The organism is Aeromicrobium sp. SORGH_AS_0981 (genome assembly GCF_031453195.1).
Taxonomy (GTDB): domain Bacteria; phylum Actinomycetota; class Actinomycetes; order Propionibacteriales; family Nocardioidaceae; genus Aeromicrobium.
Map to the genome: position 1 here is coordinate 2992953 of NZ_JAVIZD010000001.1, position 13544 is coordinate 3006496.

A 13544-nucleotide genomic window follows, 5' to 3' on the forward strand; every position below is an offset into this window, starting at 1 on the left:
CCGCGTGCGGTGGAGGCGTCGAGCGCGCCAGCGGCCTCAGGCGGGCTCGGTGAAGGAGAGCAGCATCCGCGGCAGGGCGACGCGCATGGCCTCGACGTCGACGGGACGGCCGTCGACGAGGGACCCGAGGACCAGGGCGTCCCACGTCCCCATGAGGATCGTGCACACCTCACGGACGTCGAGGGTGAGCCGCAGGTCGAACGCGGCGAGAGCGGACGTGAGCACCTCGCCGATGCCGTCGAGCACGGCATTCCACCACCCGACGAACACGTCGCCCCCCACGTCGCCGCGCAAGCCCCTCAGCTGCATCTCGAGGTGGAGCTGGAAGTCGTCACGGTCCGGCGGCTGCAGCAGCAGGAACCGTTCGAGGATCACGCCGGCGGCCTCCTCCGCCCCGAGCCCGTCGAGGGTCGTGAGGTCGGCCGCCTCCTTCAGCATGGCCAGGACGCGCTCGCGCTCACGCTCGGTCAGGGCCACCACGAGCTCGTCCTTCGACGTGAAGTTGGAGTAGAACGCGCCACGTGTGTAGCCAGCCTCCTCGCACAGCCGCTCGACCGACACGCCCTGCAGCCCCTCGCGCACCAGCAGGGAGCGGGCCGCGTCGAGCAGGCGCTCGCGGGTGGCGGCTCGGCGGCGCGAGACCGCGTCGACGGATGCGGACTCGTCGGGGCGACCGGCGACGGCGTCAGGCGTGGTGGACACGACACCAGGATACATTGATGTATTCAATACAGAACCGTATCGTGACAGACATGTCGTCCTCCCTGTACGAGCTCGGACGCCGGTGCTTCCTGCGCCCCGGTCGCGTCCTCCTCGCCTGGTTCCTGGTCGCGCTGATCGGTGCCGGCGCCGCACTCGCGCTGGGCGACGGGACGCGCGACGAGTTCGACGTCCCCGGCACCGAGGCCAACGACGCCTTCGTCGACCTCGGCCGCACCTTCCCCGAGCTGTCCGGCCTGACCGCCTATGCCGTGGTGGTCGCCCCCGACGGCACGTCGATCGAGTCGCCCACGTCGAAGGCGCTCGTCGGCCGCACGGTCGCCGCCCTGGAGCGGGTCGACGGCGTCACCTCCGTGACCTCCCCCTACGACGAGCTGGCACGCGCCGCCTCGATCTCGCGCGACGACCGGGCCGCCCAGATCCAGGTCTCCCTCGCCGGCGACCTCGGTGGGGTGACCGACCGTCTGAAGAGCGACCTCCAGCGGACCGGCACCAGCCTCGACGACGCCGGCTACACGGTCGCGTTCGGCGGCGACGCCTTCTCCAACACCGGACCGAAGCTCTCGATCATCGAGGTGATCGGCGTCGTCGTGGCGCTCGTCGTGCTCTACCGGATGTTCCGGTCGTGGCGCGCGGCCTTCCTGCCGATCGTCACCGCGCTCGTCGGCGTGGCGGTGACGATGGAGCTGCTGTGGACCGCCACCGGCTTCCTGACGATCAGCTCGACCGCCCCGCTCCTGGCCCTCATGATCGGGCTGGCCGTGGGGATCGACTACGCCCTGTTCATCGTCTCGAGGCACCGCGAGCTCATGGCCGACGGCATCCCGGCCGACGAGGCCGTCGGGCGTGCCGTCGCGACGGCCGGGTCCGCCGTGGTCTTCGCCGGCGTCACGGTGATGATCGCGCTCGTCGGCCTGTTCGTCGCCGGCATCCCCTTCCTGACGGTCATGGGCATGAGCGGCGCCGTCTCGGTCGCCGTCGCCGTCGCCGTGGCGCTGACCCTGCTGCCCGCCCTGCTCGGCCGCGCTGGCGACCGCCTGCAGCCCACGGCGAAGGAGAAGCCCGCGGGCGGCTTCTCGCGACGCTGGGTGCGCCTGACCACCCGCTTCCCGGCGGTCGCGATGGTCGTCGTGGTCGGCGTGCTCGCCGTCGGGACACTGCCGGTGAAGGACCTGCAGCTCGCCCTCCCCGACAACGGCAGCGCGCCGAGCGGCAGCACCCAGCGCGAGGCCTACGACCTCGTCGACCAGCACCTCGGACCCGGCTACAACGGACCGCTGCTCGTCAAGCTCGACGTGATCACCTCCAACGACCCGCTCGGCGTCGTCGACGACGTCGAGCGCGACCTGCGGGCGACGAAGGGCGTGGAGACCATCGGTCTCGCGACCCCGAACCGCTCCGCCGACACCGCCGTGATCCAGGTGATCCCCACGACCGGTCCCGCGTCGCCCCAGACCGCCGACCTCGTGCAGCGGATCCGTGCCGAGGCGCCCCGTTGGGAGCAGGAGCACGGCGTGGACGTGTCGGTCACGGGGCTGACCGCCGTCGGCATCGACGTGTCGGAGCGGCTCCAGGACGCCCTCCTCCCCTTCGGCCTGCTCGTCGTCGGCCTCTCGGTGCTGCTGCTCATGGTGGTCTTCCGCTCCCTGCTCATCCCCCTCAAGGCGACGCTCGGGTTCCTGCTCTCGACAGGTGCGGCGTTCGGCGCCGTCGTCGCGGTGTTCCAGTGGGGCTGGCTCGCCGACCTCGTGCACCTGCAGGACACCGGACCGCTGATCTCCTTCCTGCCGATCCTGCTCATGGCCGTGCTGTTCGGCCTGTCGATGGACTACGAGGTGTTCCTGGTCTCACGCATGAAGGAGGAGTACGTGCGCACCGGCGACCCCGACGAGGCGATCGTCGAGGGCTTCGTCGGCAGCTCGCGGGTGGTCACCGCGGCAGCGGTGATCATGCTCGCGGTCTTCGCGGCGTTCGTCCCCGAGGGCGACGAGAACATCAAGCCGATCGCCTTCGCGCTCGCCGTCGGTGTGTTCGCCGACGCGTTCCTCGTGCGGATGCTGTTCGTGCCGTCGGTCATGCGGTTCGCCGGCCACCGCTCGTGGTGGCTCCCCCGCTGGCTGGCGACGCGCCTGCCCCACGTCGACGTCGAGGGCGAGGCGCTGCACCGGCGGGTCGAGCTCGAGACCTGGCCGCGCCCGCACTCGACCGCCGCCGTCTCCGCGGCCGGGCTCACGCTCGCGACGCCGGAGGGCATCGTCTACAACGACGTCACCGTGGAGCTCCCGGCCGGCGAGTGGCTCGTGGTCCACGGGCCGAGCGGCAGCGGCAAGACCGCGCTGCTGCTCACGTTCGCCGGACGCATGGCCTTCGACGAGGGACGGCTGCGCGTGGCCGGCCACCTCCTCCCGCAGGAGTCGCGCGACGTGCGCCGCGGGGTCTCGCTCGCGGAGTTCCGCGACGTCAACGACCTCGACCCGAACCTCACCGTCGACCAGCACGTCGCCGAGCGGCTGTCGATCCGCACCCTCGGCCTGTGGGTCTCGCGGTCGAAGGTCTCGCCGGTGCGCGACCTGATGAACCGGGCCCTCGAGGCGGCCCACGTCGAGCACGGCCTGCCGTTCACCGACGTCGACGGTTCGACACTCGTCTCGGACCTCTCACGCCTGGAGCGCAAGACCTTGGGCATCGTCCTCGCCCTGCTGGCCCGGCCGGAGGTGCTCGTCGTCGACGACGCCGACGACCTGCGCGCCACCGAGCACGTCGACCTGCTGTGGTCGACCCTCGCGCACCTGCTGGAGGACCGGCCGACCGCGCTCGTCGCGAGCGTGCAGTCGGCCACCTCCGCCCCCGCCCCGTCCCCGCGACTCCACCTGCTGGAGCTCGACACCCGACGCACCCTCGACGAGCTGATGATCTGATGCTGCCCACCCCCTCCCTCCCCTGGTTCGAGCTCGCGCGGTTCCGTCGCAGCCGGCTCACCCGCCTGGCCGTGCTCGCGGTCGCGATCGTGCCGCTGTTCTACGGCGCGCTGTACATCTGGGCCAACATCGACCCGACGGGCCGGCTCGACCACGTGAAGGCCGCCGTCGTCAACGAGGACCAGATGGTCGAGGTCGCCGGCCGCGGCGGCGAGAAGCAGCCCGTGGCCGTCGGCCGTCAGCTCGCCGCGAACCTCGTCGGCAACGACGACCGCAACAACTACGACTGGGTCCTCACCGACCCGTCCGACGCCCGCAGCGGTCTCGCCGACGGTCGCTACAAGGCGGTCCTCACGATCCCGCGCGACCTGTCGAAGGCGGCGACGTCGACGAGCGGCGACCCCGACGCGGCGGTGCAGGGTCGACTCGACCTGAAGACGAACGACGCCGTCAACTTCGTCAACGGCCAGATCGCCGACCGCATCCTTGAGGCCGCGAAGTCGTCGCTGAACGCCCAGGTCACGCGCACCTACCTCGACAACCTCTACCTCGGCTTCACCGACATCAAGAGCTCCCTGGAGGAGGCGGCCGACGGCGCGGGCACGCTCGCGGACGGCGCGGGCCGACTCGGCACCGGGGCCGACCAGCTGGCCGACGGCACCCGTCAGCTGAGCAGCGGTGCCGCGACGCTCGCCGACGGGAACCGGCAGCTCGCGGGCGGTGCGGAGCGGCTCGACGCCGGCGCCGGACAGCTCGCCAACGGACTGAACCAGCTGCAGGAACGGACCGCTCCCCTCCCCGGACAGACCCGCCAGCTCGCCGACGGAGCGGAGCAGGTCGCGGGAGGCGTGGCGCAGTTCGACGCCGTCGTCCAGCGGGTGGTCGGCGGCATCAACGGCAGCACCGGCCAGGTCCGGGAGCAGCTGGAGACCCTGGAGACGTCGCTGCGCGACGCCGCGCAGCAGTGCCGCGCCGACGGCGTGCCCGCGGCCACGTGCGCGAACCTCGACGCCGGCGCCGACGCCGCGGCGGCAGCCCGCACGCAGGTCGGCACCGTGACCGGACGCGCCGACGAGATCGGGCGGCAGTCGGCGCGCCTGAACGACGACGCACAGCGCGTCGCGGCCGGCAACCGTCGACTCGCCGACAACGTCCCGGCCCTCGTCGGGGCGATCGGCCAGGCCTCCGACGGCGCCGACCAGCTGCAGTCGGGCACGTCGCAGCTGGCCACCGGCGCCCGTGCGGCGGCCGGTGGCGCAGATCGGCTCGCGAGCGGGGCCAGCCGTCTGACCGACGGTGCCGACCAGCTCAGCGACGGTGCAGGCGCGCTGCGTGACGGCGCGCTGCGACTGCAGGACGGTCTGGCCGACGGCAGCGAGCAGGTGCCCGACTACACGAAGGACCAGCGGGAGAAGCTCGCCACGACCGCGGCCACTCCGGTCACCGACGCCGCCGACCGGCTCAACGCCGTCGCGTCCTACGGCGAGGGCCTCGCGCCGTACTTCATGGCGCTCGCCCTGTGGGTGGGTGCCATGTCGATCTACCTCCTGCTGCGGCCGGTCTCCGCGCGCGCGATCGCCTCGACGACGGGCGCGGTGCGTACCGCGCTCGCGGGCTTCGTGCCTGGTGCCGCACTGTCGGTCGTGCAGGCCGTGCTGCTGGTCGGCGTGCTGCTCGGGATCGTCGGCGTCGACGCCTCGCAGCCGGGCCTGCTGCTCGGTCTGGCGCTGCTCACCGGGCTCGTCTTCACGGCCATCAACCAGACCTTCATCGCCTGGTTCGGCGGGGCCGGACGCTTCCTGGCGATCGTGTTCGTCTGCCTGCAGCTGACCGCTTCCGGCGGGACCTACCCGATCGAGACCTCACCGTCCTTCTTCGGCTTCCTCCACGCGCTGCTGCCCATGACGTACGCCGTGCACGGGCTCCGCGCGGCGACGGCGGGTGGCACCACGGGTGTCGCGTTCGACGTCTTCGTGCTGGTCGTGTTCGCCGTGGGTGCCCTCGCCCTCACCGCGCTGGCGGCGAAGCGTCGTGAGCGCGTGACGATGACCGCCCTGCACCCGACGCTCCAGGTCTGACGGGGCGCCGGACCCGATCGCCCCAGCCTCCACGCGACGGGCCGTACTCATGGTCCTCTCACGAGATCCTCACGAAATATTGATGCTCTCCTGTGGCGTACTGAACAGCGTTCACCTCGGTGCGAGCGCACCCTGGAGGAGCAGCCCCATCGGGGGGCCATGACCGTGGAGGAATGCCATGTGGACCACTGCGCAGCGCCGTCGCCTGACCGAGACCCCGTATGCGGACGCCCTCGACCGACATGCCGGGGCCGGCATCGCCTCGTTCCACGCGCTGCCGATCGGCTCGCTCGCCCATGCGCCTGACGGCGACGACTCCCCGCTCGCCGAACGTACGCGCCGGCTCTTCGGCAGCTACCTGGCGACCGAGCTGACCCTCGGCTCACCCGAGCTCGACTCCTTCTTCCGCGCGCACCGTCAGCTGGCACGGTCGCGACGCCTGACCGCCGAGGCCTTCGACGCCGACGACACCCAGTACGTCACCACGGGCACGACGGGCGCCAACCAGGTGGCGCTGGAGGCGCTGCGTGTGGCCGGCGGCCGGGTGCTCGTCGACCGCTCGGTGCACCAGTCCATCCACTTCGCCCTGGACCGTCTCGGCGCCGACGTCCTGTACGCGCCGACGTCGCCGACGGACACCGAGCACGGCGTCATCACCGCGCTGCGCGAGGCGAAGGCCGCCGGTGTGGAGGTCGACGTCGTGGTCGTCGGGGTGTCCGCCTACGACGGGTCCCTGGTGCAGATGCGTCGCTTCCTGGGCGCGCTGCAGGAGCTGACCGCCGAGTCGGGCTGCCGGGTGCTCGTCGACGAGGCCTGGACGGCGATCCATGCCTTCCACCCGTGGTTGCGGCGGCTCACCGCCATCCACGCGATCCGCGAGACGCTCGCGGAGCACCCCGACTGGCCGGCGTCGTTCCTCGTCACGCACTCGACCCACAAGTCGATGCTGGCGCTGAGGCAGGGGTCGTACCTGCACGTCATCGGGCCGGACACGCTCAAGGCCACCGTGCGCGCGGCGCTGTACCGCGTCCACACCACGAGCCCGTCGCTGCCGGTGCTCGCGAGCCTCGACATCGCGCGCGCCCACGCCGTGGCCGAGGGGACCGCCCTCGTCGAGCGGGCGCTCGCGCAGGCCGACCGGCTCCGGGAGGTCGCCCGCCGGGTCCCCTGGCTGGCCGAGCACCGGCCGGTCACCACCACGGGCGCCTACCTCGCGGACCCGATGAAGGTGCACCTCGACCTCGGGACCCCCGAGCGAGCGCAGGAGGTGCGCGCGGCCCTGTTCGACGAGTACGGCATCTTCGTCTCGCGGCAGGACGGCTCGACGCTGCTGTTCACGATGCACGTCGGCGTGACGCCCGAGCAGGTCGACCTGCTGCTCGAGGCGCTGGAGAGCGTGTGCTGCCTCGACGCCCCGGAGTGCTCGTGCGGCGACGAGCGCTACATCATCGCCTACCCGCCGGGGATCCCCTTGCAGGTGCCGGGCGAGCAGCTGTCCGCGCCACCGTCGCGTCGGGCGGGCGAGGAGCTGTACTCGACCTTCTGAGCTGCCGGCCCTGCCGCCCGCGGCCCCGCCGGGCTCAGCGGGCGCAGGCGGGGGCGTCGACGACCGGCAGCGGGGCCGGGACGCCGAGCGACGGCATGCCGAGGGAGACCGCGGGGCGCACCTCGGTACGACCCTGCCGCGCCTCCCACGCGTCGCCGGCCCGTGTGCGGCGGTAGGAGACGACGTCGGCGTCGCTGACGAGGTGGTGCGGTGCGGCGTGCGTGACGGTGACCTCGACGAGGTCGCCGGGGCGCACGTCGTGCCCACCGGGCGTGAAGTGCACGAGCCGGTTGTCGCGCGCGCGACCGGTGAGGCGCTGGGTCTCGTGGTCCTTGCGGCCGCCGGCGGCACTGTGGTCGGAGACGAGCAGCTCGACCGTGCGGCCCTCGAGCCGCTGGTTCTCGGCCCAGGCGGTCTCCTCGACGACGGCCGCGAGGCGCATGTAGCGCTCCTGCACGACCTCCTTGGGCAGCTCGGGCAGGTCGGCGGCAGGCGTGCCCGGCCGGCGCGAGTACTGGAAGGTGAACGCGCTCGCGAAGCGCGCCTGGCGGACGACGTCGAGCGTCTCGGCGAAGTCCTCCTCGGTCTCGCCGGGGAACCCGACGATGATGTCGGTGGTGATCGCGGCGTCGGGCATCGCCTGGCGCACGCGGTCCAGGATGCCGAGGTACTTCTCCTGGCGGTAGGAGCGCCGCATCGCCTTCAGGACGCGGTCGGAGCCGGACTGCAACGGCATGTGCAGCTGTGGCATGACGTTGGGCGTCTCGGCCATCGCGGCGATGACGTCGTCGGTGAAGTCCTTCGGGTGCGGGCTCGTGAAGCGCACCCGCTCCAGGCCCTCGATCTCCCCGCACGCGCGCAGGAGCTTGCCGAACGCGAACCGGTCGCCCAGCTCCACGCCGTAGGCGTTGACGTTCTGGCCGAGCAGGGTCACCTCGACGACGCCGTCGGCGACGAGCGCCTCGACCTCGGCGAGCACGTCGCCCGGTCGGCGGTCCTTCTCCTTGCCGCGCAGGGCAGGGACGATGCAGAAGGTGCACGTGTTGTTGCAGCCGACGCTGATGGAGACCCAGGCGGCGAACACGGAGTCGCGCTTGGTGGGCAGGGTGGACGGGAACACCTCGAGCGACTCGAGGATCTCCACCTGCGACTCCTCCTGCACCCGCGCCCGCTCGAGCAGCACCGGCAGCGAGCCGATGTTGTGCGTGCCGAACACGACGTCGACCCAGGGCGCACGCTGCGTGATGGTGTCGCGGTCCTTCTGCGCGAGGCAGCCTCCGACGGCCACCTGCATCCCGGGGTGCTTCGCCTTGAGGCTCGCGACGTGCCCGAGGTTCCCGTACAGCTTGTTGTCCGCGTTCTCCCGCACCGCGCACGTGTTGAACACGACGAGGTCGGGGATCGCGGCGCCGCCGTCGGCGTCCGACGTGTGCTTGGCGTACCCCGCGGTCTCCAGGAGCCCCGACAGCCGCTCGCTGTCGTGGACGTTCATCTGGCACCCGTAGGTGCGCACCTCGTAGGTCTTCGCCGTCGGCGTCGTTGCAGCAGTCATGACCGCCCCATCGTACGTGCCGTGGACGGCCTGGACGACGACGGCGGACGCCGACGCACGGCGACCCTGGGGTCGCTGCGCGCCGACGCCCGCCGACGGTCGTGGCGTCAGGGACGGATGGCGTCCCGCTGCATCTGCTGGCGCAGCTCGCTCGGCGCCGGGGTGGCGCTCTGCGTGCGGGCGGTCGCCTGCTCGGGCACCGGCTGCGGCAGCGGCTGGCACACGACGTCGGCACGGTTGCCCGAGACGCGTCGCGGCAGCGCGCCGGTGAGCAGGTAGTCGGCGATGCGGTTGTCGGTGCACGCGTTGCCGCCCAGCGAGCCCGAGTGCGTCGTGCCGCGGGAGACCGCCACCAGACGCGCCCCGGGGTAGCGCTTGCGGACCTCGATGCTGCCCGCGTACGGCGTGGCGGCGTCGTACGTCTCGTTGATCATCAGCACGCTCGTCGACTTCGCGCCCTTCACCCGGACGGGCTTGTGCGCCTTGGCCGGCCAGTGGCGGCACGGCTCGTTGAACCAGGCGTTCGCCCACGTCTCGAAGGGGGCGATCGCGTCGAGCGCCCAGTTGTCGCGTGCCCACTTGTCCCAGCTCGTCGGCCAGGCCGCGTCGGTGCACTGGACGCCCAGGTAGACGGCGTACCCGTTGTCGTCGCCGTAGCCGCTCGCGTCGAGGTAGGCGGCGTTCAGCGACGCGACATCGCCCTGGTTGACGAAGTCGGAGAAGACCTGCGCCAGGTCGGTCCAGGTCGACTGGTAGTAGCCGGCGTACAGGAACGAGTCGTTCCACTCGCTGCCACCCAGGCGGTTGCCGTCGGCGTCCGCGACCGGCTCGTCGTAGAGCTTCTCCTGCGTGTCGTAGAAGAGGTTGCGGACGGCCCGGGTGGTCGTGCCGAGGTGGTAGACGTCGTCGTACTTGGCGATCCACGCGAACCAGCGGTTCACGTTCTTGTCGAACGGCTCGTTCTGGTTCAGGTTGCCCTGGTACCAGACGTCGCGCGGGTCGACGGTGCCGTCGAAGATCATGCGACGCACGTGCGACGGGAACAGCGAGGAGTACACCTGGCCGAGGTAGGTGCCGTAGGAGAAGCCGTAGTAGTTGATCCGCTTCTGGCCGAGCGCGATGCGGATCTGGTCGAGGTCCTTCGCCACGTCACGGGTCGTGAGGTGGTCGAGGATCGGTCCGTTCTTCTCCGCGCAGGCCGTCGTGTAGGCGTTCGTGCGCGCGAACCACGCGTCGCGGATCTCGGTCGTGCTCGGCTCGTAGCGAGGACGGTCGTACCCGCCGTAGCTCGGGTCGCACGAGACCGCCGGAGCGCTCTGGCCGACGCCTCGCGGGTCGAAGCCGATCCAGTCGTAGGCCGCGCCGGCGTTCTTCGGGATCGCGCCGCCCAGGCGCGACAGGCCGAGGCCGGAGCCGCCCGGTCCGCCGGGGTTCACGAGCACGACGCCCTGGTACTTGCTGCGGGCCACCGTGTGCTTCACGCGCGAGATCGCGATGGTGATCTTCGTGCCGCGCGGCTTCGCGTAGTCGAGCGGCACCTTGACGCGGGCGCACTGGGCACCGGCGCGCACGAGGCCCGGGCCGCTGTCACCGAACGAGGCGCACGAGCCCCAGCTGACCGTCGGCGCCTTTGCCGCCGCGCTGGGCGGTGCTGCCTGCGCCGTCGCAGGCACCGCGAGCGTGAGCGCGCCGACCGAGACGATCGCGAGCGCACCGGACATCCACTTCTTCATCCGACATCCTCCACCGTGAGAGGTTCCTCCCCGATGGAGGACCGTCGGACACCGTCACACGCGGTGGATGCGAGGCGCAACCATCCGGAGGTCACGATCGTGAAAACTTCACGACCGCCCCCGGCCCGGTCAGGACGTCGGAGCGGCGATCTCCAGCGCGATGCCGTCGGGGTCGCGGAACTCCAGGATCGCCTGCCCGCCGACGTCCTTCACGTCCTCGTGCAGGATGCCGAGGTCGTCCAGCACCGCGACCGCGTGGTCGAGCGCGGCCCGGTCGGCGACGGCGAGGCTGAGGTGGTCCAGACCGATCCGGTCCTCGTCGAAGGAGTCGTCACCGGGAGCGACCGGACGCAGGCCGAGCAGTCCTCCGGGGAACCGGTAGATCACGCCACCGAACAGGAAGGAGAGCTGCTCCCGCGTCTGCTCGTCCGGGTCCTCCGGCAGCTCGAACGCGACGTCGAAGCCGAACACGTCGTCGTAGAAGCGGCGCGAGACGTCGATGTCGCGGACGGTGAGGCGCACGTGGGCGAAGTCGGTGGCGGCGATGGGCACGAAGGCTCCTTGGGGTGGGCGGGACGTGCCTCCACGCTCACACGGGTCGGGCCCGACCGCGACGCGAACCCCGACCTCAGAGCTCGGCGAGCAGCTGACGCATGCGGTCGATCTCGGCCGTCTGGTCCGCCGCGATGCTGGTCGCCAGCTCGTTGACTTGCAGGTCCGCACCCTCGCGCACCACGGTGTCGACCATCTCGATGGCGCCCTGGTGGTGCATGATCATCAGCTCCAGGAACAGCCGGTCGAAGTCCTTCCCACGCGAGGACTCGAGCTCCTCGAGCTGCGCCTCGCTCGCCATGCCGGCCATGTCGTGGACGTCGCCGCCGTGCGAGCCGTGGCCTCCGTGGCGGCCCATGGGAATGTTGCCGCCCTCGATCTGCTCCTTCGTGGGCGCGTCGAGACCCTGGTCGGTGAGCCATCCGGCCATGAAGACGATCTCGGGGCGCTGGGCCCCGTCGATGCGGTCGGCCATGGTGCGCACGGCCTTGCTCCCCCGCGCGTCGGGGGCGAGCTGCGCCATCTGCAACGCCTGCGCGTGGTGCGGGATCATCATCTGCACGAACTCGACGTCTGCGTCGTTCGCCCGCGCCCGCTCGATCTCCGGCGCCTCGTCGAGCACCTCGGCCTTCTCCCCCGGCTTGCCCGGCTGGATCACGGCACCGTCGACCTGCCGTGACCGGTCGTCGCCCGAGCAGCCCGAGAGCAGCACCGCCGACGCGGCCAGTGCCACCATGACGCCTCGCAGAGGTCGTCGCATCCGAGTCCCCTTCCCCCGAAGTGGAGCCGTCATCAGATCGTCATCGACGGACCCGCGCGGGCCCTTGTCGCCGTGACGGCTTTCGGGTGAGGATAGCCGGACATCGGGGGAAGGACACACCACATGCGTCATGCACGCAGACGGGCCACGACGGCCCTGCTCGGAGCCGCCGCCACCGGCGCGCTCACCACCGCACTGCTCTCGCCCTTGGCCGCCGTGGCCGAGGAGAGGACCGAGGAACGGGTCGAGACCCGCCCCTCGAAGGAGTGCAAGGGCGAGCGCACGTTGTCGGAGGCCGACCGCCTCGCCGGCAACTGCCTGCCCGGCAACGACACGGCACGGATGAACGCCAGCGGCGTCGACCTCGCACCCGGCGAGGAGGCCAGCAGCGCGAACGTCACCCGCCTCGCCACCATCGCCAAGCAGGGCGCGTTCGCGTCGGAGGACGCCTTGAACAGCGACCTCGCGTTCCAGGGCAGGTACGCCTTCGCGGGCAACTACAACGGCTTCACGGTGTACGACATCTCCAAGCCGGCGAAGCCGAAGACGGTCGCGCAGGTCGTGTGCGCCGGGGCCCAGAACGACGTCTCCGTGTACGACGACGTGCTCATCCTCAGCACCGACTCCTCGCGCAGCGACTCCTCGTGCGAGAGCACCGCGCAGTCGGCGACGATCAAGGACTCGTGGGAGGGCATCAAGGTCTTCGACATCTCCGACCCGCGCCGTCCTGAGTACGTGGCCGCGGTCGAGACGCCGTGCGGCTCGCACACCCACACGCTCGCGCCCGGCAAGGGCAAGGGCGCGAAGGGCAAGGGCAAGGTCGACGACCTGTACGTCTACGTGTCCTCGTACGCGCCCAACGCGGCGTTCCCGGACTGCCAGCCGCCGCTGGACTCCATCAGCATCGTCAAGGTGCCGCTGAAGAAGCCGTCCACGGCGCGCATGATCTCCCAGCCCGTGCTGTTCCCCGACGGCGGCAACCCGGCCGGCGGCTACTCACGGGAGACGAGCGGCTGCCACGACCTCACGGCGTACCCGAGCAAGGACATCATGGCGGGCGCCTGCATGGGCGACGGCATCCTGCTCGACATCAAGGACCGGGAGAAGCCGAAGGTCACCGAGAACGTCCGCGACACCGAGAACTTCGCGTTCTGGCACTCGGCGACGTTCAATAACGACGGCACGAAGGTCGTGTTCACCGACGAGCTGGGCGGCGGTGGCGCGCCCACCTGCAACCCGACGGTCGGTGACACCAAGGGCGCCAACGGGATCTACGACATCACCCGGTCCGGCGACCTGGAGTTCAAGAGCTACTACAAGATCCCGCGGACCCAGGCCAACACCGAGAACTGCGTCGCCCACAACGGCTCGCTGGTCCCGGTGAAGGGCAAGGACATCATGGTCCAGGCCTGGTACCAGGGTGGCTGGTCGATGTACGACTTCACCGACTCGGCCAACCCGAAGGAGATCGCGTGGCACGACCGCGGCCCGAACGACGCCGAGCGTCTCGTGGTCGGCGGTCCGTGGTCGACGTACTACTACAACGGCCACATCTACTCCAACGAGATCCAGCGAGGCTTCGAGGTGTTCCGCGTCGACGACCGTCGCATCAAGGGAGCCGAGCGGGTGAGGTTCAAGGAGCTCAACCCGCAGAGCCAGCCGCGCTACCGCGAGTAGGTCTCCCA

The 13544-nt window shown here is 71.1% G+C and carries 9 protein-coding genes; 4 read left to right on the forward strand and 5 right to left on the reverse strand.

The annotated features are described in order from the left end of the window. Positions 1-36: 36 nt before the first annotated feature. Positions 37-702, reverse strand: coding sequence for a TetR/AcrR family transcriptional regulator (locus tag QE370_RS14795; RefSeq protein ID WP_309634818.1), 666 nt, complete (start codon positions 700-702; stop codon positions 37-39). A gap of 50 nt (positions 703-752) precedes the next feature. Here QE370_RS14795 and QE370_RS14800 point away from each other — a divergent pair, with 50 nt between their 5' ends. The 3 genes from QE370_RS14800 to QE370_RS14810 all read left to right on the forward strand — a co-directional run bounded on the left by QE370_RS14800 (position 753) and on the right by QE370_RS14810 (position 7262). After that, positions 753-3638 carry an MMPL family transporter gene (locus QE370_RS14800; RefSeq protein ID WP_309634819.1) on the forward strand — a complete coding sequence of 962 codons (2886 nt, stop codon included), beginning with the start codon at positions 753-755 and terminating at the stop codon, positions 3636-3638. Further along, positions 3638-5716, forward strand: a complete 2079-nt coding sequence (locus tag QE370_RS14805) for a YhgE/Pip domain-containing protein (protein ID WP_309634820.1) — start codon at positions 3638-3640, stop codon at positions 5714-5716. The genes QE370_RS14800 and QE370_RS14805 overlap by 1 nt, the downstream gene beginning before the upstream one ends. A gap of 178 nt (positions 5717-5894) precedes the next feature. After that, the gene (locus tag QE370_RS14810) at positions 5895-7262 is read left to right on the forward strand and encodes an aminotransferase class I/II-fold pyridoxal phosphate-dependent enzyme (RefSeq protein ID WP_309634821.1); all 1368 of its coding nucleotides are present in this window, start codon (positions 5895-5897) and stop codon (positions 7260-7262) included. A 34-nt stretch (positions 7263-7296) separates the two neighbouring features. On the opposite strand, the gene miaB is transcribed toward QE370_RS14810, so the two are convergent. From miaB to QE370_RS14830, 4 genes are all read right to left on the reverse strand, one after another. Beyond that, positions 7297-8814, reverse strand: coding sequence for a tRNA (N6-isopentenyl adenosine(37)-C2)-methylthiotransferase MiaB (gene miaB, locus QE370_RS14815; RefSeq protein WP_309634822.1), 1518 nt, complete (start codon positions 8812-8814; stop codon positions 7297-7299). A gap of 107 nt (positions 8815-8921) precedes the next feature. Next, positions 8922-10547, reverse strand: coding sequence for an alpha/beta hydrolase (locus QE370_RS14820; protein WP_309634823.1), 1626 nt, complete (start codon positions 10545-10547; stop codon positions 8922-8924). Between the two features lie 129 nt (positions 10548-10676). Next, complete coding sequence (locus QE370_RS14825) at positions 10677-11099, reverse strand: VOC family protein (protein WP_067856871.1); 423 nt, start codon at positions 11097-11099, stop codon at positions 10677-10679. A gap of 76 nt (positions 11100-11175) precedes the next feature. Beyond that, positions 11176-11859, reverse strand: a complete 684-nt coding sequence (locus QE370_RS14830) for a DUF305 domain-containing protein (protein ID WP_309634824.1) — start codon at positions 11857-11859, stop codon at positions 11176-11178. 123 nt (positions 11860-11982) lie between these two features. Between QE370_RS14830 and QE370_RS14835 the strand changes: the two genes are divergently transcribed. Beyond that, on the forward strand, positions 11983-13536 hold the full coding sequence (locus QE370_RS14835; RefSeq protein ID WP_309634825.1) for a hypothetical protein: 1554 nt from the start codon (positions 11983-11985) through the stop codon (positions 13534-13536). Positions 13537-13544: the final 8 nt, after the last annotated feature.